This window comes from Sphingobium trunci (genome assembly GCF_022664535.1).
Classification (GTDB): Bacteria; Pseudomonadota; Alphaproteobacteria; order Sphingomonadales; family Sphingomonadaceae; genus Sphingobium.
In genome coordinates, this window is sequence record NZ_JAKUJY010000024.1 from 24,915 (window position 1) to 43,699 (window position 18,785).

The window sequence follows — 18,785 nt, forward strand, 5'->3', positions numbered from 1 at the left end:
ATCAGTCTTCCGGCGCGATGGTGACGCGCAGGCCGTCGAGCGCTTCGCTGAAGGTCAGCTGGCAGGACAGGCGGCTGGTTTCGTTGCGATGATCCGAGCTGTCGAGCAGGTCGCTTTCATCTTCGCTCACTGCGGGCAGGCTGCCGGCAAAGGCGGGATCGACATAGACGTGGCAGGTCGCGCAGGAACAGCAACCGCCGCACAGAGCCAGCAATTCGTCAAAGCCGTTGTCGCGGATGATCTCCATGACGGAAAGGCCGTCCTGAGCCTCCACCGCCTGCTCTTCCCCCGAACGGTTGACCACAATCAGTTTCGCCATGTACCCATGTCCCTCAAATTTTCCCGCCGCTCATGTCGGAGCCACGGCGGGAAATCAAGGGCCGGACAGTGAATAATGGTGACGACCGCCAATCAGTTGCGCGACAGCCTGGATGCGATCGCCACTCTGGAGCCGGGTTTTGCGGCGGCGATCGGCCGCGTCGGCTATCCCCTGCCCCGCGTGCGCGAGCCGGGTTATGAAACCCTGCTGCGCACCATTGTCGGCCAGCAGGTCAGCGTCGCCGCCGCCGCCGCGGTGTGGCGCAAGCTGGAGGCGGAACTGGGCGAAGGCTGCGCGCCCGACGCCCTGCTGGCACGCGATTTCGACACGCTGCGCGCCTGCGGCCTGTCGCGCCAGAAGCAGGGCTATGCCCGCAGCCTGGCCGAACTGGTGGTGGGCGGCGTACTCGACCTGCACAATCTGCCCGCCGACGACGAGGAGGCGATAACACAGCTCGTCAGGATCAAGGGCATTGGCCGCTGGTCGGCGGAAATCTATCTGCTGTTCGCCGAAGGGCGGCCGGATATCTGGCCCGCTGGCGACCTGGCCGTGCAGATCGAGATCGGGCGGATCCTGGGACTGCCCGAACGGCCGAGCGAGAAGCTGACGCGCGATCTGGCCGAACGCTGGCGCCCCCATCGCGGGGCGGCGGCGATCATGGCCTGGCACCATTATAATACGGAGGTTCTGTAACCGTCATGCCCCTGCCCCATGCCCGCTACATCGTCCTGGAACATGAGGGCGTTTGGAAGATCAACCTCGACAACCGCTATTACGGCCCCTTCCCCACGCAGGAAGCCGCGGTGGAAAGCGCCACCGGCACGGCGCGCAAGGCGACCCAAGCGGGCTATCCGGCCTCGGTCCTGCTGATGCGCGGCACCATGTTCGAGACGCTGTGGACCGGCGCGGAGCAGCCAGCGGCGGGAGAGTGAAGAGCGGCGGAAATGCCGCAGGCGCGAAAATTTTTCGGCCATCACGGAACCGGTCGGGCATTGGCGCATTTATCGCCTCCAGTTGCGTGGGCTTTGGGATGAGCAAAAAGGTTCTGATCGTCGAGGACGAGATATTCGTCGCGTTGGAAATCGAGCATATCGTGGAGGATGCCGGCTTTACGGTAGGCGCCATCGCGGCTGATCGTCAGGCGGCGCTCGATGCCGCTGGCGATTGCGACATCGCGCTCGTCGATCTCAATCTTCGCGACGGTCCCACCGGTCCCGGCATCGGTGTCGAACTCGCCAGCCAATTTGGCATCCGCGTCATCTATGTGACCGCCAATCCCGCTCAGATCGGCGCGGCGTCCGTTGCCGCGCTCGGCGTCATCACCAAGCCGTTCCGCGCGCACAGCATCACCGAGACTCTGCACCTGGCCGCGGCCGAGCATCCCCTGCTGGAAGCCGCCGAAATTGTCGGCTTCACGCCTTTCCTGCCGTCGCCCGGCTCATGGAACTCGCTGGAATCCAGAGGCTGAGGCGCAGTCCTTCAGGCCGCCAGTCGCGGGTCATGCGGCCGCCCAACTGACGCTCCACGCTGAGACGCATCAACCGGCTGCCGAAACCCTCGCTCGTTGCGGGGGCGGCGGGCGGACCACCCTCTTCCCGCCAGTCGATGCGGATATCCCTCTCCTCGCCCGACACATCGATGATGATCCGGCCTGCGGGGACGGACAGCGCGCCATATTTGGCGGCATTGGTCGCCAGTTCATGGAACAGCAAGGCCAGCGGCGTGGCGGACCGGTCGTCAATGGCGGGATTGTCGCCGGAAAAATGGATGCGTGGCCCCAGGGCATCGCGATAGGGTACGAAAATCTGCTCCAATATGCCCCGGAGCAGGCCCTCGCCATGGTCGGGCTGGGAATCGGGTCCATGCGGCCGGACGAAATCATGCGCGCGGCCCAGCGCCATGATGCGGTCGCGCAGGTCGTCGGCTACCGCGCCGATTTCCGGATGCTCGCGCGCCGAAAGTCCGATCAGGCCGGAAATGACCGAAAAGATATTCTTGATGCGGTGGGAAAGCTCATGGGCGATGACCTCCCGTTCCTCCACCATCGCGATCTGATCGTTGATGTCGGTGCAGGTGCCGATCCAGCGGATGATCGTCCCCCGCTCGTCCCGGATCGGCAGCGCGCGGCCCAGCGTCCAGCGATAGTCGCCGCTATGATGGCGCAGGCGATATTCGATCTCATAGGGTTCGCCCGTCTCCAGCGAATGGCGCCAGCGCTTCCAGGCGCGCTCCTGGTCGTCCGGGTGGAACATGCCGTTCCATCCCTCGCCATCGGTGGACCCGGCCGGAACGCCGGTAAATTCATACCAGCGGGCGTTGTAATAATCATGATAGCCGTCCGGCAGCGTCGACCATACCATTTGCGGCATGGTATCGGCCAGGGTGCGGAACATGCGGTCGCTTTCCGCCACGGCCTGCGCATCCCTGCGCTGCTGGGCTATGACGTCGCGGTCGCGCAGCCGACCTTCCAGTTCCACCATCACCTGCCGGGCCAGCAGCAACAGTCCCTGCCGCTGCAAGGCCGTCAGGTCCGCGCGCGGCTTGCCGTCGATGACGCACAGCGCGCCCAGCGGCACGCCATCGCCGTCGATCAATGGGGCGCCGGCATAGAAACGGATGAACGGCGCGCCCGTGACCAGAGCATTATCGGCGAAACGGGGGTCCACCGAGGCATCGGGCACCACGAAGATCGCGTCGCCCATCATCGCATGGGCGCAGAAGGACTCGTCGCGCGGCGTTTCCTCCGCATCCAGCCCGGTGCGGGCGAGGAAGCGTTGCCGCCGCTCCTCGACAATGCTGACCAGTGCGATCGGCGCTTCGCACAGGGCGGCGGCAAAGGCGGTGATCTGGTCGAGCGTGGCAAAGCCACCGGCGTCGAGATCATAGCGCGCCAGCAGCACCGCGCGATCCGTCTCGAGCCCCCGCCCTTCAGCCATCGCTGACGCGCTCTATGTCGGCGCCGACGGCGGACAGCTTTTCCTCCAGCCGTTCATAGCCGCGGTCGAGATGATAGACGCGGTGGACCTGGGTTTCGCCCTCGGCCGCCAGTCCCGCGAGGATGAGGCTCATCGATGCCCGCAGGTCCGTCGCCATGACGGGCGCGCCCACCAGCCTGTCGACGCCGCGTACCACGGCGGTGCGCCCGTTGACGCCGATATCAGCCCCCATGCGCGCCAGTTCCGGCACATGCATGTAGCGGTTCTCGAAGATCGTCTCGGTCAGCACCGATGCGCCATCCGCCTTGGTCAGCATCGCCATGAACTGCGCCTGCATGTCGGTCGGAAAGGCCGGGAAGGGCGCGGTGGAAATGGTGAGGGGCCTCAGCTTTCCGTCCGACGAGATCTTGATGCCGTCCTTCCGGTCCTCGACATGGACGCCCGCGTCGCGCAGCGCGGCGAGGATCGCATGCATGTCGTCGGCGCAGGCCCCGGCCAATTCCAGCGATCCGCCCGTGATCGCGGCCGCGCAGGCGTAGCTGCCCGCCTCGATCCGGTCGGGCATCACGCTGTAGGTCGCGCCATGCAGGCGGGGCTTGCCATGGATGGTCAACTTGTCGGTGCCCACGCCCTCGATCTCCGCACCCATGGCGATCAGCAGGTTGCAGAGGTCGACGATTTCCGGCTCCCGCGCCGCATTTTCAAGGATGCACGTCCCCTTGGCGAGCACGGCGGCCATCACCGCATTCTCGGTCGCGCCGACCGACACGACCGGGAAGGTGTAGATGCCGCCGGGCAGGCCGCCATCGGGCGCGCTGGCCCGGACATAGCCCGCATTGATCTCGATGGTCGCGCCGAACGCCTCCAGCGCCTTCAGGTGCAGGTCGATCGGGCGGTTGCCGATCGCGCAACCGCCGGGCAGCGAAACCCGCGCCTCGCCCGCCCGGGCCAGCAGCGGTCCCAACACCAGGATCGAGGCGCGCATCTTGCGAACGATGTCATAGGGCGCCTCGGTCGAGGTCACGCGGCCCGCGCGCAGCGTCATGACGCGGCCGAAATCCTCCGGCCGGGCGCCCTCAATCATGGTCGATACGCCAAGCTGGTTCAGCAAATGACCGAAACTGTCGACATCGGCCAGGCGCGGCAGGTTGCGCAGCGTCACCGGCTCGTCGGTCAGCAGGGCACAGGGCAGCAGCGTCAGGGCGGCGTTCTTGGCACCGGAAATGGGAAGGCGGCCGTTCAATACCTTGCCGCCGCGAATGTGAATGCGGTCCATCGGCAGGGTCTTAACGTTAATTCCGCAATCCGCAAGGCGGATGGATGCGCGCCTTTCCACCTTTCCCCAGCGTGGCCTTCCCCAACGCAACTTTTATGCATGGGCACGCACAAAATTGATCGAGTTTAGTGCAGGCGGCGGAAATGCAGCCAAAAGACGCGTCGGGCGTTTTGCCATCGTAACGACAATGCAAGCAAGAAGGTGTTTTGGTGGCAACAAGTTGTTTCGCGGAAAGGCTGGCGAAGCATGCGTCCCTGTCCGACGCAGAGAAGAAAGCGTTGAGCCGGCTCGAAGAAAATCCCCGCAAGGTGAGGCGCGGCGCCATGATCCAGCGGGTCAACGACACCGTGACCGAGCTGTTCGTCCTGCGCGAAGGGCGGGTGATGAGTTTCGTCATCCTGCCCGACGGCAGCCGGCAGATATTGCGCGTCTATTTTCCGGGCGATTTCATCGGTTCGGCGAGCACCATCTACAACAAGGCGCCGGAATCGCTGGTCGCCCTGTCGGACGTGGTCATCTGCCCGTTCGACAAACATGCGCTGCGGCGGTTGCTGGAGGAATATCCGCGGGTCGCGGCATTGCTGTTCCTGCTGTCCAATGCGGAGCGCGTCGCGCTGACAGACCGGCTCGCCTCATTGGGACGCACTTCGGCCAAGGCGCGGGTCGCATCCTTCCTGCTGGATATTTTCGACCGGCTGCGGGTGACGGACGATGGCATCACCAACAGTTTCGACCTCAAGCTGACGCAGGAGGAAATCGGCGATGCGATCGGCCTCACCTCCGTCCATGTGAACCGCATGATCCGGCAGATGGAGGGGGAAGGCCTGATCAGCCGGTCCAACGGGCGGATCACCCTGCTCGACATCGATCTGCTGGAGGAAATCGGCCATTATACCAACCGGCACAAGGATATGGACCTGGACTGGCTTCCCGGCCTGCCCTGATCAGGCCAGCAGTTCGACGTCCCAGTAAAGCCAGTCGTGCCAGCTTTCGTGCAGATAGTTGGGCGGGAAGGCGCGGCCATGTTCCTGCAACTGCCAGCTGGTCGGGCGGATCGGCGTCACATGCAGCTGCATATGCGCCTCCTTGGGCGTCCGACCGCCTTTCTTGAGGTTGCAGGGCGAACAGGCCGTCGCGACATTTTCCCAGGTCGTCCGCCCGCCCGCGCGGCGGGGAATGACATGGTCGAAGGTCAGATCATGGGGCGAACCGCAATATTGGCAGGCGAACTTGTCGCGCAGGAACAGGTTGAACCGGGTGAAGGCGGGATGTTCGGATGGCTTCACATATTGCTTGAGCGCGATGACCGAGGGGATCTTCATCTCCAGGCTGGGACTGTGCACCTGCCGCTCATAGCTGGCGACAATGTCCACACGATCCAAAAAAACCGCCTTGATGGCGGTCTGCCAGGGCCAGAGGCTCAACGGATAATAGCTTAACGGCGTGTAGTCTGCGTTCAGAACCAAAGCCGGGCAGTTTTCCGGATGTCGTATAAGGTCGGGATGGTACATATTAACCCTTCAACCCCCTTTGCCACCGCACTGATTGACCAGGAACGTGACGGGAGCATGACAGCATTAACAACCCTATCCCGTCAAGGGCCAGTATGACTCAATCAAATCAGCCACAGCATATGGTGACTCGGTTCGCGCCAAGCCCCACCGGTAGATTGCATCTGGGCCATGGCTGGTCGGCCCTGCTGGCCATGGACATGGCGCGGGCCCATGGCGGCACCTTCCGCCTCCGGATCGAGGATATCGACGGCACCCGCAGCCGGCCCGAACATGTCGCCGGGATTATCGAGGATCTGCATTGGCTGGGCATCGAATGGGACGGGGATATCGTCTTCCAGTCGGCGCGGCTCGGCGCCTATGACATGGCATTGGAGCGGCTGAGGTCCATGGGACTGCTCTACCCCTGCTTCTGTACCCGCGCCGATATCGCCGCCAGCGCCAGCGCGCCGCATGGCCCGGAGGGCCCGGTCTATCCGGGCACCTGCCGCGGGCTGGATGAGGCGGAGCGAAAGAGCCGGATCGCAGCCGGGGCGCCCCATGCCTGGCGCATCGACATGATGCAGGCGGTGGAAAGGGCGGGGCCGATCGGATGGAAAGCCCTGCCCTCTCCACTGGAAGCCAGCGCTGGTCCGGCAAGCATAGGCGCGGCTCCGCTCGCGGCGGGCGATGTCGTGCTCGCGCGCAAGGACGCCCCGGCCAGCTATCACCTCTCCTGCACGCTGGACGATGCGGCGATGGGCGTGACGCATGTGCTGCGCGGCGACGACCTGTCTGCCGCGACCGATATCCACCGGCTGATCCAGGCTTTGCTCGACCTTCCCTCGCCAACCTATATCCACCATCCGCTGCTGGTGGGGGCGGACGGCAAACGGCTCGCCAAGCGCGACGGATCGATCGCGCTGGCCGATCTGCGGACGCAGGGAACGGATCCAGGCCGCCTCGCCGGCGACCTGCGGGCGGCGCGCTTTCCGATTGGCATTTCGCTGGGGAGGGCCTAGATTCAGCTTATGAACATCCTGCTTGTCATCGCCCTGATCCTGGCCATGGGCGCCACGCTGTTCGCACTGATCCGGGGCATCGTCGCCTTTCTTCAGGCGAGCAAGGAGCAACTCAACTCGCCTGAGGGCGGCCCCAGCCCCTCCAGCCTCAAGCAGAACAGGATGATGATGAACCGCATCCTGTTTCAGGCGGTGGCGGTCATCATCGTCGCCATCCTGCTGCTAATGAAGGGGCATGGCTGAACCCCGATGGTGAAGCTCAACAAGATCTACACCCGCACCGGTGACGCGGGCACCACCGGTCTGGTCGATGGATCGCGCCTGCCCAAATATGCGCCGCGCATGCAGGCGGTGGGCGATGTGGATGAGGCGAACAGCGCCATCGGCCTGGCGGTCCTGGCCATGGGTGACGCACCGGAAACGGCCTGGCTCACCACCATCCAGAACGACCTTTTCGATCTGGGTGCCGACCTTGCCACGCCGGTCCCGGAGGGTGCGGACGAACCCTGGGTGCTGCGCATCATCGCCAGCCAGGTCGAACGGCTGGAACGGCAGATCGACGCGATGAACGAAAGCCTTGCACCGCTCGACAGCTTCATCCTGCCGGGCGGATCGCCTGCCGCCGCCGCCGTGCATCTGGCGCGCGCCGTCACCCGTCGCGCCGAACGCAGCGCGACCGCCGCCGCGGCCGAGGTGACGCTGAACCCGCAGGCGCTGGCCTATCTCAACCGGCTGTCGGATCTGCTGTTCGTGCTCGCCCGCCGCCTGAACGGCAATGGCGCGCGCGATGTCAAATGGGTGCCGGGCGCGTCGCGCTAAACGGGTTTCGGGAGGGTAGCTGACGTGTCGGCTCTCCTTCATTCCAACCATTGGACTCTGCGGCGGCACGGTTCGTCACCTCGCGCCGAATTAACCCTGTTTCTTCATCGCTGATTTACGCGCAACGCCAATTTTGCGTGCATGCAATTCTATCTCGCGACCTCCTTCATATTTCCGCGTTCCTTGCGGTTTCGTCTTTTCGCGCTCTGCTTTGTGACCACCCATCTGCCGCTGCTGGGCTATATCGGCTGGGGGGCGGCGACGGGCCGGATCGCCTGGGCAGAGTTCCTGATCCTGACGCTGGCCACCATGGCGGGCGCTGCCGGGGCGCTGCTGGGCATCGGCGCCCTGCTGAACCCGATCCATGCGCTGGCCGACGCGCTGCACCGGGGCGACGAACCCGACCTGAACCGTACCGCGCCGACATTGCCCGAAGTGGGGGATATCATCTCGAAACTGTTTGCCGGAGTGCGGCGGGCGGCCACGGCGACGCGGGCGCAGATCGACGAGTTGAACGTCGCAGCGCATGAAGACCCGCTGACCGGGATCGCCAACCGGCGCGGATTCCTGGCCCAGCTCGACGCGCTGCCCACCCCCCGCCGCCGGGGCTGCGTGGCGATCATCGACATCGACCATTTCAAGCAGGTCAACGATCATCTCGGCCATGAGGCGGGCGACCGCGTGCTGCGCGACTTTGCCGCACGCCTGTCGTCCCAGACGCGCCGCGTCGACGTGATCGGCCGTTGGGGCGGCGAGGAATTCGCCATCTTCTATCAGGATGCGATCGAGGATGAAGCCAGCTGGTCGCTGGCCCGCATCGCCGACCAGATGCGGCAGGAACCGATCGGCACGCTGGGCGGCCAGCCCATCACCTTTTCCGCCGGTCTGTGCGGATGGCGCGGGGGACCGGTGACGGCGGCGATCAGCAAGGCCGACGAGGCGCTCTATCGCGCCAAGCGGCTGGGCCGCGACCAGATCCAGCGCGCTGAAAGACCTTCCAGCCAGGCCTATGGCTAGGGCGGAGCCCGTCGGAACATAAACGCCCCTTCATGCGCTTGTTTCGCGAGAGCGGCACAACCGTATCGAAGGGGGAATGGATGGCCAGAAGCCGAACCGCACCGAGCCAGATCGACCTGATCTCCCGCTACCGGGAAGTCCGGGCGTTCAGCGAAGCCCTTGCCGCGCCCCTGTCCGAGGCGGATGCGACGGTGCAATCCATGCCGGAAGCCTCGCCCGCCAAATGGCATCTCGCCCATTCCAACTGGTTCTTCGAAAGCTTCGTGCTGCGCGATCATGTGAAAGGCTACAAGCCCTTCGACGCCCGTTTCGCCTATCTCTTCAACAGCTATTATGAGGCGGAAGGCCCGCGCCACGCCCGGCCGATGCGGGGGATACTGACGCGGCCGTCGCTCAAGGAAATCCGCGCCTATCGCGCGCATGTGGACAAGGCGCTGACCACAGCCCTGCCCATGCTGCTGCCGGAGGCGCAGGCGCTGGTGCTGCTGGGTCTGCACCATGAGCAGCAGCATCAGGAATTGCTGCTGACCGATATCCAGCATCTCCTCTCGCTCAATCCACTGGAACCGGCGCTGTTCGACGCGCCCAATGCGCTGCCCGCGCCGGTCCCCGGCCCTCTCCACTGGATGGAGGGACGGCAGGGGCTGGTCGAGATCGGCGATGATGGGAAGGGTGACTTCGCCTTCGATTGCGAAGGACCGCGGCACAAGGTGCATCTGCACCCGCACGCCCTCGCGCACAGGTCGATAACCAACGGCGAATGGATCAGCTTCATCGAGGATGGCGGCTATCGTCAGGCCGCCCATTGGCTGTCGGACGGCTGGGCCTGGGTGCAGGCGGAGGGAATCGAGGCGCCGCTATACTGGCGGCGCGAGGACGGCGGATGGACCCGCTATGCGCTGGACGGCCGCAAGCCGGTCAATCTGGCCGCGCCGGTCACCCATATCAGCCTGTATGAAGCCGATGCCTATGCCAGTTGGGCGGGCGCCCGGCTGCCGACCGAAGCGGAGTGGGAAAGCGCCGCACTGAATATCGCCCCCAACAGTGGTAACCAGCTCGACGCCCCCGGCTGCCCCCGCCCCCGCGCGGCGGAAGGCGGTTCGGAGCTGACGCAGATGTTCGGCGATGTGTGGGAATGGACCGGCAGCGCCTATCGGCCGCATCCCGGCTTTCGCCCTGCCGATGGGGCCGTGGGCGAATATAATGGCAAGTTCATGGCGGGCCAGTTCGTGCTGAAGGGCGGGAGCTGCGCGACCCCCCGCGGGCATGTGCGGGCCAGCTACCGCAATTTCTTCTATCCCCATCAACGCTGGCAGTTCACCGGGCTGCGGCTGGCGAAGGATCTGTGACACGATGCTGCTGACCGACGACGCCCCGCTGCCGCTGCGTACCGTGGACCCCGCCTTCCGCCGCGACATCATCGAGGGGCTGTCGCGCGATCCCAAGGCGACGCCGCCAATCTGGTTCTACGACAGGCGCGGATCGGAGCTGTTCGAGGCCATCACTGACCTGCCCGAATATTATCCGACGCGCACCGAAACGGCGTTGCTGGAACGGCATGGGCCGGATTTCGCGGCCGCCGTGGGGCGAGGCCGCGCGGTGGTGGAATTCGGCGCGGGCAGCGCGCGCAAGACGCCGCACCTGCTGCGCGCCATCGACCCCGCAGCCTATGTGCCGATCGATATCAGCGGCGATTTCCTGCACGCCAGCAGCGCGGAACTGGCCTCCCTGTTTCCGGGCCTGCCCGTCCTGCCGGTGGTGGGGGATTTCAATGGCGATCTGACGCTGCCCGCCGCTGTTTCGGGCTTGCCGCGCCTGGGCTTCTTTCCGGGATCGACCATCGGCAATATGGAGCCGGAGGCCGCGGTAGACCTGCTTCGGGCGATGCACCGGCTGCTGGGCGATGGCGCGATGCTGCTGATCGGCATGGACCGGATCAAGGACCGGGACCGGCTGATCGCCGCCTATGACGACGCCAAGGGGGTGACGGCGGCGTTCAACCTCAATCTCGTCACGCGGATCAATCGCGAACTGGAGGGCGACCTGCCGCTGGACGGCTTCGTCCACCGGGCCATCTGGAACGACGATAAAGCCCGGATCGAAATGCATCTGGAAGCGGTGCGCCCGCTGCACTTCCATGTCGCCGGACAATGTTTCCGCATGGCGGCGGGGGAGTCCATCCATACCGAAAGCAGCCATAAATATGGCGCGCGCGACGAGCGGCTTTTGCTGCGCGCGGGCGGGTGGGAACCGGTCCGGGAATGGACCGATGCGGAGGACCTGTTCTCGTTGATCCTGGCCCAGGCGTAACGCGCAATCGCCCGTCCTATTCGGCGACCTTGGCTGACCAGGTGGTGATCCAGTGCCACGCGCCCCGGCACTCGCCCATGGCGGTCGCTTCGATCAGGCGGAAACGCGTGCCGTCCCAGACATAGGATTCGCTGCCGCCGCAATCGCCCAGCCCCCGGCCCTTGGCATAGCTTTGCAGCGTGGAGCTTTCCGCCGACCATTCCGCATTGACCAGCATGGGATGCCTTGCATCCTCGCTCCAACCCGGCTGATAGTCGAAACCGGCGAAGCGGAAGCTGCGCCGGCCGGGAATGCCTGTGGCGATCACCGGGACCGAGGTGAAATTATAGGCACCCGCGCCGCAAGGAACCAGCACCAGCGTCTCCGTCTTCGACAGGCGATGAAGGTCCGGCGGCGAGGAGGCGTCCTTCATTTCGCCCGCGCAATGGGTGAAGTTGCCGATCGCCGTCAGTTCCTCGCGCCAAAGCGCGGGCGGCGCGACCCCATCGGGTATCGGCGCCCGGCGCACCCACGGCATCACCGGCGCCGGACGGATGGCGCCGCGGCCAAGTGGGCCGGTAGCAACGAGGGCCGCCACCGTTCCCGCCCTGCCCTGCCGGGCATCCATATAGCGCAGGGCGGCGGCGGAACCGGCCAGCGAAGGCGTGGCGATCCGCTGGCTTCCGGCGCGGATTTCCATGCTGTGACCGCGTGCCATGGCGATGGCGAGCGCGGATGCCTGCGGCCCTTGCAGCGTGGCTTCGCCATCCATGCTGGCGGCACCGGTCACCTTGCGGCCATCGATCAGGAAGCTCAGGGTTTCCCGCCCCTTGGCATCACGGCTGATCCAGATTTCCGGATCGGCGGCGGGCCCCGCCTCCCGACTGATCGTCAGCATGACCGGCTTGTCGGGCCAATCGCCTCCCTCGGGCAGCAGGGATACGGCTTCGCATCGGTCGCGATTGTCGCAACCGATGGTCCAGTCCCGGTAGCTTTCCAGACTGCCCGGCTTCGGCCCCTGCGCCGATGCAGTGCCCGCGATTGCCGACAGCGTCGCTGCCAGCCCGAATATGCGTCTCGCCCCCATGGGTTAACCATAATCGCTTTTCGGGGCGCCTGGTAGAACTTTTGTTATAGGTGCGAAATGGTCAGCGCAGACTGAGCATCAGCCCGGCAAGCGCCGCGCTCATCAGATTGGCAAGGCTGCCCGCCACCAGCGCCTTCAGGCCCAGCCGCGCGATCACCGGGCGCTGGTTGGGCGCGAGATTGCCGGTGACCGCCATCTGGATCGCGATCGAGCTGAAATTGGCGAAACCGCACAGCGCGAAGGTGACGATGGCGATGGTCGCGGGCGACAGCGCGCCCTGCACCTGGCCCAGATTGATATAGGCGACGAACTCGTTGAGCACGACCTTGGTGCCGAACAGGCCGCCCGCGATCTGCGCCTCGTTCCAGGGAATGTTGAGCAGGTACATGACCGGCGAGAAGAGATAGCCGAGCAACTGCTGGAAACTGAGGTCCGGCCAGCCGAACCAGGCCCCGATCCCGCCCAGCAGACCGTTCGCCAGCGCCACCAGCGCGACGAAGGCCAGCACCATCGCCCCGACCGCGACCGCCAGCTTTACGCCGGTCTGCGCGCCCTGCGCGGCGGCCATGATGAGATTGGCGGGCCTTTCCTCGTCATGGGTGGCGGGCGGCAAAGGCTCGCCGGGCGTCCCCTCCGGCAGCAACGCGGCCGGACCAGCGCCGCTGATGCGGGTTTCGGGCAGCGCGATGTCATCAGAATGGGGGGAATGGTCCCCCAGGGGCAGTTCAGGTTCCCGCTCCGGCTCGTCGGGCATCATGATCTTCGCCATCAGCAGGCCGCCGGGCGCCGACATGAAGCTGGCCGCCAGCAGATAGTCGATCTTGATCCCCATCGACGCATAGGCCGCCAATATGGTGCCCGCCACGCCCGCCATGCCGCTGGTCATCACCGCGAAAAGCTGCGGCGGGGTGAGACCCGCCAGATAGGGACGGATGACGAGCGGACTTTCGCTCTGGCCGACGAAGATGTTGGCGGCGGCGCAAAGGCTTTCCACCTTGGACACGCCGGTGACCTTCTCGATCGCCCCGCCGACCCAGCGCACCACCTGCTGCATGATGCCGAGATAATAGAGGATCGACACGAGGCTGGCGAAGAAGATGATGACGGGAAGCGCCGCGATGGCGAAGCTCGCGCCGCCGATCTCCGGCTTGGCCAGCGGGCCGAAGATGAAGTCGGTCCCCGCCTGTGCGTAGCCGAGCAGGTTCGACACGCCATGCGACATGCCCGCGATCACGGCCCGTCCCGCCGGCACGTAGAGGACCAGCAGCGCGATCCCCGCCTGGAGCAGAAAGGCCGCGCCCACCACGCGCGGCCGGATGGCGCGACGATCGGAAGAGAGGACGAAGGCGATGGCAAGGATCAGCAATATGCCGGCTAGGCCGATGAGAAGATGCATGAAGGGCTTTCGCGGGAAAGGGCAAACGGCGCGACCATAAAGGGGGTTCAGGCCGGAGACCAGTAGCTTTACGATGCTACAAATGTGACACATAGAGCAATCGCGGGGATATAAGACCTTCCTAATGCCCGTTCCCGGGACAACCGAGGAGGAAGGGAACAGGCATGACGATAGAGGACGGCCACGCGCATGACGGCGGCCTGGCGCAGGATCTGGCGATGATCCGCGCGCTCAACCAGCAGGAAGTGGGGCGCCGCCGCACGCTGGGATTGCTCTTCTCCGCAGGCGGCGCGGCACTGATCGGGGCCTGTGGCGGCAGCGGCTCTGCATCGACAAGTTCGACATCAAGCAGTTCCTCGACGACCACCTCCACCAGCAGCAGCACGTCGAGCAGTTCGTCCAGTTCCTCCAGCTCCAGCACATCTTCCAGTTCCGGCACCTGCATCGCCGACCCGGAGGAGACCAATGGCCCCTACCCGGCCGACGGTTCCAACAGCAGCAACGGGTCCGTGGTCAATGTGCTGGACGACACCGGCATCGCGCGCACGGACATCCGTTCCAGCTTCGGTTCGTCCACCGGCACGGCGGACGGCGTAACCACGAAGCTCACCATCACGCTGGTGAACGTCAACGGCAGCTGCGCGCCGCTGGAGGGCTATGCCATCTATATCTGGCATTGCACCAGAGAGGGCACCTATTCGCTCTACACCGTGCCGGGCGAAAATTACCTGCGCGGCGTGGGCGTCACGGACGCCAACGGGCAGGTGACCTTCACCAGCATCTTTCCGGGATGCTATTCCGGCCGCTATCCCCATATCCATTTCGAGATCTACCCCAGCCTGGCCCGGGCGACCGGCTATGCCAACCGGGTGCTGACCTCGCAATTCGCCATGCCGGCCGATGCGTGCAACACGGTCTATGCCACCAGCGCCTATTCCAGCAGCAAGAGCAATTTCGCGGCGATCTCGACCAGCAGCGACAATGTTTTCGGCGACAATACGTCGGCGCAGATCGCGGCGATGACGCCCAGCATGACCGGTGACATCACCAACGGCTATACCGGCACGGTGACGGTCGGCCTGGCGATCTGATCCACGGAAAGCGCGGATGACTTTGCAAGGCAGCCTGCCGCCCGCTACTGTGCCCGTCACCATGGACGGATCGCGCATATTGGTGGTGGACGACGATGCGGGCATCCGCGCGCTTCTGTCCGATTTTTTGGAACAGCATGGCTTTGTCGTGACCGCGCTCGCCAACGGCGCGGCCATGGACAAGGCGCTGGCGGTTCAGCATTTCGACATCGCCGTGCTGGACGTCATGATGCCGGGCGAGGACGGGCTGTCCATCCTGCGGCGGCTGACGGCACGGGGTGGTCCGCCCGTCATCATGCTGTCCGCGATCGGCAGCGATGTCGACCGGATCGTGGGCCTGGAGATGGGGGCGGAGGATTATCTGCCAAAGCCCTGCAACCCGCGCGAACTGCTAGCACGCATCCGCACCGTGCTGCGCCGCCATCGCCGTGCCGCCGAAGCGCCGGAGCCGCAGGGCGAGCGGCTGCGCTTCGCCGGTTGGCATGCCGACATGACGACGCGCCTCCTGACCGATCCGGACAATGTCGTGGTGACGCTGACCGACGGCGAATTCCGCCTGCTGCGCGCCTTTATCGAGCATCCGCGCCGCGTGTTGAGCCGCGACCAGCTGCTCGATTATTCGGCGGGCAATGACAGCGAAAGCTATGACCGCGCCATCGATGTGCAGGTCAGCCGCCTGCGCCGCAAGCTGGATCGGGGGGCCAAGGCGGACGGTGCCGACGAACTGGTCCGCACCATCCGCAACGAAGGCTATATGTTCACGGCTGAAGTCCGCCCGGCGTGAGGGCAGGCTATAATCCGTCCATCCTGACGCGCATCGTACTGCTGGTGGCGGCCGCGCTGCTGCTGGCGCTGGGTGCGATGATGCTGGTGACCTTTCGCGGGCCGCCGCCCCATACCAGGCCGATGTCGTTGGCGGAGGCTGCGGACCTGCTGCGCCACGATGCCCCGCCGCCCAGCAGTTGGCGGGTGACGCGCTATATTTCCGATCGCGCCCCCGATGCCGAACCGGATCAGGAAAACGATCCCCACGGCGCGTTGCGGATTGCCCGGATGCTGGGGATCGATGCCACGCATATCCACCTGCTGCGGGAGCGGCAGCCCAGGCGATTTGGCGAACAGGAACCAAAGCCGGCGATGCCGCAGGAAGCCGCCATGCTGCACGACGGCTTTGTCCTGGCGCTGCGCAGGCCGGATGGGTGGAATGTCGTGCAGGCCCGGCAAGGTCCCAATGCGCGCTGGTATGCGATCACCCTGTCGCTGATGGCAGGCATTTTCGTGCTGCTGCTGCTGCCCGCTTATTGGGTCGCGCGACGGATCGCCCAGCCGATCCGGATGCTGGCCGAAGGCGCCGCGCGCGAACGGCCCGAGCGTGCCGATCCGCTGCCGCTCAACGGCCCGCCCGAGGTGCAGGCGGTCGGCACGGCGTTCAACCATATGCGCGCCCGGATCGCCGACTATCTGTCGGAACGCACGGCAATGCTGGTGGCCATCGCCCACGACCTGCGCACGCCCATGACCCGCCTGTCCTTCCGGCTGGAGGAACTGCCTGAGGGCACGCGCGCCAAGGCGCAGGCGGATGTCGAGGAAATGCGGACCATGGTGACCGACCTGCTCGACTTCATGCGGAGCGGGACGGACAGCGCTGCGCGGATGCGCATCGACCTCTCCGCGATCATCGACACGCTGGCCGACAATCTGGCCGATATGGGGCAGGATGTGGCGGTGACCGGCAGCAGCCGCGCCGTGGTGCTGGCGGATCCGGGAGCGTTGCGGCGGTGTATCGGCAATATCGTGGAAAATGCGGTGCGCTATGGCGGGTCGGCCCGGATCGCGCTGACGGTTTCGGGCAGTCGGGCGGTCGTGCAGGTGACCGATCATGGACCGGGCGTCCCACCCGAAACCATCGGCCGGCTCTGCGAACCCTTTTACCGTGGCGAAGTCTCGCGCAACCGCGAAACCGGCGGGGTCGGCCTGGGACTGTCGATCGCGCGCACCATTGCGGATAGCCATGGCGGCACGCTGCGTTTCGCCAACCTGCCGAAGGGTGGGTTGCAGGTCATGGTGATCCTGCCGCTGGAACAGTGAAGCGATGTCGGGGTAGGTCGGGGTAGAGAAAATCTGCCCCTTCCACGCAGAAAAAGAGGCTGGCGCCGCGCGACGCCCGCCTCTTTTTCTATTCGTTCAAGATCCCGATCAGGCCGCCTTGGCGCGGGCCATGCGCTTGCGCTCGTTCGGGTCGAGATAGCGCTTGCGCAGGCGGATGGTCTTGGGCGTCACTTCGACCATTTCATCATCGTCGATATAAGCGATCGCCTGTTCCAGCGTCATCTTCCACGGCGGGGTCAGGCGAATGCTGTCATCCTTGCCCGAGGCGCGGAAGTTGGTCAGCGCCTTCGACTTCATCGGGTTGACCTCCAGGTCTTCCGGCTTGGCATTCTGGCCGATGATCATGCCTTCGTAGAGCGTCTCGCCCACGCCGACCATCAGTATGCCGCGCTCTTCGAGCGGGCCAAGGGCATAGGCGACCGCCTCGCCCGCGCCGTTGGAGATCAGCACGCCATTCTTGCGGCCTTCGATATTACCCTTGTGCGGACCATATTTCTCGAACAGCCGGTTCATGATGCCGGTGCCGCGCGTATCGGACAGGAATTCGCCATGATAGCCAATCAGACCGCGCGACGGCGCCGAGAAGGTGATGCGGGTCTTGCCGCCGCCCGATGGACGCATGTCGGTCAGTTCCGCCTTGCGCTGGTTCATCTTGTCGACGACCGTGCTGGAAAATTCATCGTCCACGTCGATGACGACGGTTTCATAAGGCTCGGTCTTGTTACCGGCCTCATCCTCGCCGAACAGCACGCGCGGGCGCGAAATGCCGAGTTCGAAGCCCTCGCGACGCATGGTTTCGATCAGCACGCCCAGTTGAAGCTCGCCGCGACCGGCGACTTCGAAGCTGTCCTTGTCCGCCGATTCCGTCACCTTGATCGCGACATTGCTTTCGGCTTCGCGCATCAGGCGGTCTCGGATCATGCGGCTCGTCACCTTGCTGCCTTCGCGGCCCGCCATCGGCGAATCATTGACGGCAAAGCGCATCGACAGGGTCGGCGGATCGATTGGCTGCGCCTTGATCGCGGTGTTGATCGACGGGTCGGCAATGGTGTTGGCCACGGTCGCCACGGTCAGGCCCGCAAGGCTGATGATGTCGCCCGCCTGCGCTTCGTCCACCGGCACGCGGTCGAGGCCGCGAAACGACAGGATCTTCGATGCACGGCCGGTTTCCAGCACATTGCCGTCGGCGTCGATGGCGTGGATCGCCTGATTGACCTTCAGCGTGCCCGACTGGACGCGGCCGGTCAGGATGCGGCCCAGGAAGTTGTCGCGGTCGAGCAGCGTCACCAGGAAGCTGAACGGCGCGTCCACGTCCAGCGCCGGGGGAGGCACATGGTCGACGATCTTCTGGAACAGCGGCTCCAGCGTGCCCGAACGCAGGCTCGGATCTTCATTGGCATAGCCGTTGCGGCCCGAGGCATAGAGGACCGGAAAGTCGAGCTGTTCGTCGGTCGCTTCCAGCGTCACGAACAGGTCGAACACCTCGTCCAGCACTTCCTGGATGCGCTCGTCGGGACGGTCGATCTTGTTGACCACGACGATCGGACGCAGACCCAGGGCCAGCGCCTTGCCGGTCACGAACTTGGTCTGCGGCATCGCGCCTTCCGACGAATCGACCAGCAGGATGACGCCGTCGACCATGGAGAGGATACGCTCAACCTCACCGCCGAAGTCGGCGTGGCCGGGCGTGTCGACGATGTTGATGCGGATGCCGTTCCATTCGACCGAGGTGGGCTTCGCCAGAATGGTGATGCCGCGTTCCTTTTCCAGGTCGTTCGAGTCCATCGCGCGTTCCTCGACGCGCTGATTGTCGCGGAAGGTGCCGGACTGGCGGAAAAGCTGGTCGACGAGCGTGGTCTTGCCATGGTCGACGTGCGCGATGATCGCGATGTTACGCAGGGACATGTCTTGCCTTCGGGATTTAGGTTTTCCCG

Annotated in this window: 20 protein-coding genes; 13 read left to right on the plus strand and 7 right to left on the minus strand. The window is 65.2% G+C overall.

The window, feature by feature from the left end; translation table 11 throughout:
- Window position 1: 1 nt before the first annotated feature.
- Window positions 2-319: a 2Fe-2S iron-sulfur cluster-binding protein gene (locus MJ601_RS17640; RefSeq protein ID WP_242128827.1), complete on the minus strand. Its 318-nt coding sequence runs from the start codon at window positions 317-319 to the stop codon at window positions 2-4.
- A 75-nt stretch (window positions 320-394) separates the two neighbouring features.
- Between MJ601_RS17640 and MJ601_RS17645 the strand changes: the two genes are divergently transcribed.
- From MJ601_RS17645 to MJ601_RS17655, 3 genes are all read left to right on the plus strand, one after another.
- On the plus strand, window positions 395-1,012 hold the full coding sequence (locus MJ601_RS17645; protein ID WP_242128829.1) for a DNA-3-methyladenine glycosylase family protein: 618 nt from the start codon (window positions 395-397) through the stop codon (window positions 1,010-1,012).
- Between the two features lie 5 nt (window positions 1,013-1,017).
- Window positions 1,018-1,251, plus strand: a complete 234-nt coding sequence (locus MJ601_RS17650) for a DUF2188 domain-containing protein (RefSeq protein WP_242128831.1) — start codon at window positions 1,018-1,020, stop codon at window positions 1,249-1,251.
- 98 nt (window positions 1,252-1,349) lie between these two features.
- Entirely contained in the window at window positions 1,350-1,787 is a 438-nt protein-coding gene (locus tag MJ601_RS17655; protein ID WP_242128832.1) for a response regulator, read from the plus strand.
- On the opposite strand, the gene MJ601_RS17660 is transcribed toward MJ601_RS17655, so the two are convergent.
- Entirely contained in the window at window positions 1,732-3,255 is a 1,524-nt protein-coding gene (locus MJ601_RS17660) for a sensor histidine kinase (protein WP_242128834.1), read from the minus strand. The genes MJ601_RS17655 and MJ601_RS17660 overlap by 56 nt on opposite strands.
- Entirely contained in the window at window positions 3,248-4,531 is a 1,284-nt protein-coding gene (gene murA, locus MJ601_RS17665) for a UDP-N-acetylglucosamine 1-carboxyvinyltransferase (RefSeq protein ID WP_242128836.1), read from the minus strand. Before murA ends, MJ601_RS17660 begins: the two co-directional genes overlap by 8 nt.
- 206 nt (window positions 4,532-4,737) lie before the next feature.
- On the opposite strand from murA, the gene MJ601_RS17670 reads away from it, so the two are divergent.
- Window positions 4,738-5,475 carry a Crp/Fnr family transcriptional regulator gene (locus MJ601_RS17670; protein WP_245405844.1) on the plus strand — a complete coding sequence of 246 codons (738 nt, stop codon included), beginning with the start codon at window positions 4,738-4,740 and terminating at the stop codon, window positions 5,473-5,475.
- Here MJ601_RS17670 and MJ601_RS17675 read toward each other — a convergent pair whose 3' ends face one another.
- Window positions 5,476-6,042, minus strand: coding sequence for an HNH endonuclease (locus tag MJ601_RS17675; RefSeq protein ID WP_242128840.1), 567 nt, complete (start codon window positions 6,040-6,042; stop codon window positions 5,476-5,478). It lies immediately after the preceding gene.
- Between the two features lie 122 nt (window positions 6,043-6,164).
- Here MJ601_RS17675 and gluQRS point away from each other — a divergent pair, with 122 nt between their 5' ends.
- From gluQRS to egtD, 6 genes are all read left to right on the plus strand, one after another.
- Window positions 6,165-7,043, plus strand: a complete 879-nt coding sequence (gene gluQRS, locus MJ601_RS17680) for a tRNA glutamyl-Q(34) synthetase GluQRS (RefSeq protein WP_242128842.1) — start codon at window positions 6,165-6,167, stop codon at window positions 7,041-7,043.
- Window positions 7,044-7,052: 9 nt separating this feature from the next.
- Window positions 7,053-7,286, plus strand: coding sequence for a twin transmembrane helix small protein (locus MJ601_RS17685; RefSeq protein ID WP_242128844.1), 234 nt, complete (start codon window positions 7,053-7,055; stop codon window positions 7,284-7,286).
- Window positions 7,287-7,292: 6 nt separating this feature from the next.
- On the plus strand, window positions 7,293-7,862 hold the full coding sequence (locus MJ601_RS17690; RefSeq protein WP_242128846.1) for a cob(I)yrinic acid a,c-diamide adenosyltransferase: 570 nt from the start codon (window positions 7,293-7,295) through the stop codon (window positions 7,860-7,862).
- A gap of 141 nt (window positions 7,863-8,003) precedes the next feature.
- Window positions 8,004-8,879 (plus strand): GGDEF domain-containing protein, encoded by an 876-nt coding sequence (locus tag MJ601_RS17695; protein ID WP_242128848.1) that lies wholly within the window; start codon window positions 8,004-8,006, stop codon window positions 8,877-8,879.
- A gap of 80 nt (window positions 8,880-8,959) precedes the next feature.
- Window positions 8,960-10,228: an ergothioneine biosynthesis protein EgtB gene (gene egtB, locus MJ601_RS17700; protein ID WP_242128851.1), complete on the plus strand. Its 1,269-nt coding sequence runs from the start codon at window positions 8,960-8,962 to the stop codon at window positions 10,226-10,228.
- A gap of 4 nt (window positions 10,229-10,232) precedes the next feature.
- Window positions 10,233-11,189: an L-histidine N(alpha)-methyltransferase gene (gene egtD / locus MJ601_RS17705; RefSeq protein ID WP_242128852.1), complete on the plus strand. Its 957-nt coding sequence runs from the start codon at window positions 10,233-10,235 to the stop codon at window positions 11,187-11,189.
- A 16-nt stretch (window positions 11,190-11,205) separates the two neighbouring features.
- Here the strand turns inward: egtD and MJ601_RS17710 are convergent, their stop codons facing one another.
- Both MJ601_RS17710 and MJ601_RS17715 read right to left on the minus strand, forming a co-directional pair.
- Window positions 11,206-12,255, minus strand: coding sequence for a DUF1176 domain-containing protein (locus MJ601_RS17710; RefSeq protein WP_242128854.1), 1,050 nt, complete (start codon window positions 12,253-12,255; stop codon window positions 11,206-11,208).
- 61 nt (window positions 12,256-12,316) lie between these two features.
- A complete protein-coding gene (locus tag MJ601_RS17715; RefSeq protein WP_242128856.1) occupies window positions 12,317-13,651 on the minus strand; it encodes a NupC/NupG family nucleoside CNT transporter in 1,335 nt (444 codons plus the stop codon).
- Window positions 13,652-13,815: 164 nt separating this feature from the next.
- Here MJ601_RS17715 and MJ601_RS17720 point away from each other — a divergent pair, with 164 nt between their 5' ends.
- Genes MJ601_RS17720 through MJ601_RS17730 form a run of 3 tightly spaced genes read left to right on the plus strand, consistent with a single transcriptional unit; the run spans window position 13,816 to window position 16,830 of the window.
- Entirely contained in the window at window positions 13,816-14,742 is a 927-nt protein-coding gene (locus tag MJ601_RS17720) for a dioxygenase family protein (protein ID WP_242128858.1), read from the plus strand.
- A gap of 16 nt (window positions 14,743-14,758) precedes the next feature.
- Window positions 14,759-15,526, plus strand: coding sequence for a response regulator (locus MJ601_RS17725; protein WP_242128860.1), 768 nt, complete (start codon window positions 14,759-14,761; stop codon window positions 15,524-15,526).
- Window positions 15,523-16,830: an ATP-binding protein gene (locus MJ601_RS17730; RefSeq protein WP_242128861.1), complete on the plus strand. Its 1,308-nt coding sequence runs from the start codon at window positions 15,523-15,525 to the stop codon at window positions 16,828-16,830. Before MJ601_RS17725 ends, MJ601_RS17730 begins: the two co-directional genes overlap by 4 nt.
- 108 nt (window positions 16,831-16,938) lie before the next feature.
- On the opposite strand, the gene typA is transcribed toward MJ601_RS17730, so the two are convergent.
- Window positions 16,939-18,756, minus strand: coding sequence for a translational GTPase TypA (gene typA, locus MJ601_RS17735; RefSeq protein WP_242128864.1), 1,818 nt, complete (start codon window positions 18,754-18,756; stop codon window positions 16,939-16,941).
- Window positions 18,757-18,785: the final 29 nt, after the last annotated feature.

Excerpts from the sequence above, each read along its gene's own strand:
- MJ601_RS17640 (WP_242128827.1), bottom strand. The coding sequence starts at position 319 with ATGGCGAAACTGATTGTGGTCAACCGTTCGGGGGAAGAGCAGGCGGTG.
- MJ601_RS17645 (WP_242128829.1), top strand. The coding sequence starts at position 395 with ATGGTGACGACCGCCAATCAGTTGCGCGACAGCCTGGATGCGATCGCC.
- MJ601_RS17650 (WP_242128831.1), top strand. The coding sequence starts at position 1,018 with ATGCCCCTGCCCCATGCCCGCTACATCGTCCTGGAACATGAGGGCGTT.
- MJ601_RS17655 (WP_242128832.1), top strand. The coding sequence starts at position 1,350 with ATGAGCAAAAAGGTTCTGATCGTCGAGGACGAGATATTCGTCGCGTTG.
- MJ601_RS17660 (WP_242128834.1), bottom strand. The coding sequence starts at position 3,255 with ATGGCTGAAGGGCGGGGGCTCGAGACGGATCGCGCGGTGCTGCTGGCG.
- murA (WP_242128836.1), bottom strand. The coding sequence starts at position 4,531 with ATGGACCGCATTCACATTCGCGGCGGCAAGGTATTGAACGGCCGCCTT.
- MJ601_RS17675 (WP_242128840.1), bottom strand. The coding sequence starts at position 6,042 with ATGTACCATCCCGACCTTATACGACATCCGGAAAACTGCCCGGCTTTG.
- gluQRS (WP_242128842.1), top strand. The coding sequence starts at position 6,165 with ATGGTGACTCGGTTCGCGCCAAGCCCCACCGGTAGATTGCATCTGGGC.
- MJ601_RS17685 (WP_242128844.1), top strand. The coding sequence starts at position 7,053 with ATGAACATCCTGCTTGTCATCGCCCTGATCCTGGCCATGGGCGCCACG.
- MJ601_RS17690 (WP_242128846.1), top strand. The coding sequence starts at position 7,293 with ATGGTGAAGCTCAACAAGATCTACACCCGCACCGGTGACGCGGGCACC.
- MJ601_RS17695 (WP_242128848.1), top strand. The coding sequence starts at position 8,004 with ATGCAATTCTATCTCGCGACCTCCTTCATATTTCCGCGTTCCTTGCGG.
- egtB (WP_242128851.1), top strand. The coding sequence starts at position 8,960 with ATGGCCAGAAGCCGAACCGCACCGAGCCAGATCGACCTGATCTCCCGC.
- egtD (WP_242128852.1), top strand. The coding sequence starts at position 10,233 with ATGCTGCTGACCGACGACGCCCCGCTGCCGCTGCGTACCGTGGACCCC.
- MJ601_RS17710 (WP_242128854.1), bottom strand. The coding sequence starts at position 12,255 with ATGGGGGCGAGACGCATATTCGGGCTGGCAGCGACGCTGTCGGCAATC.
- MJ601_RS17715 (WP_242128856.1), bottom strand. The coding sequence starts at position 13,651 with ATGCATCTTCTCATCGGCCTAGCCGGCATATTGCTGATCCTTGCCATC.
- MJ601_RS17720 (WP_242128858.1), top strand. The coding sequence starts at position 13,816 with ATGACGATAGAGGACGGCCACGCGCATGACGGCGGCCTGGCGCAGGAT.
- MJ601_RS17725 (WP_242128860.1), top strand. The coding sequence starts at position 14,759 with ATGACTTTGCAAGGCAGCCTGCCGCCCGCTACTGTGCCCGTCACCATG.
- typA (WP_242128864.1), bottom strand. The coding sequence starts at position 18,756 with ATGTCCCTGCGTAACATCGCGATCATCGCGCACGTCGACCATGGCAAG.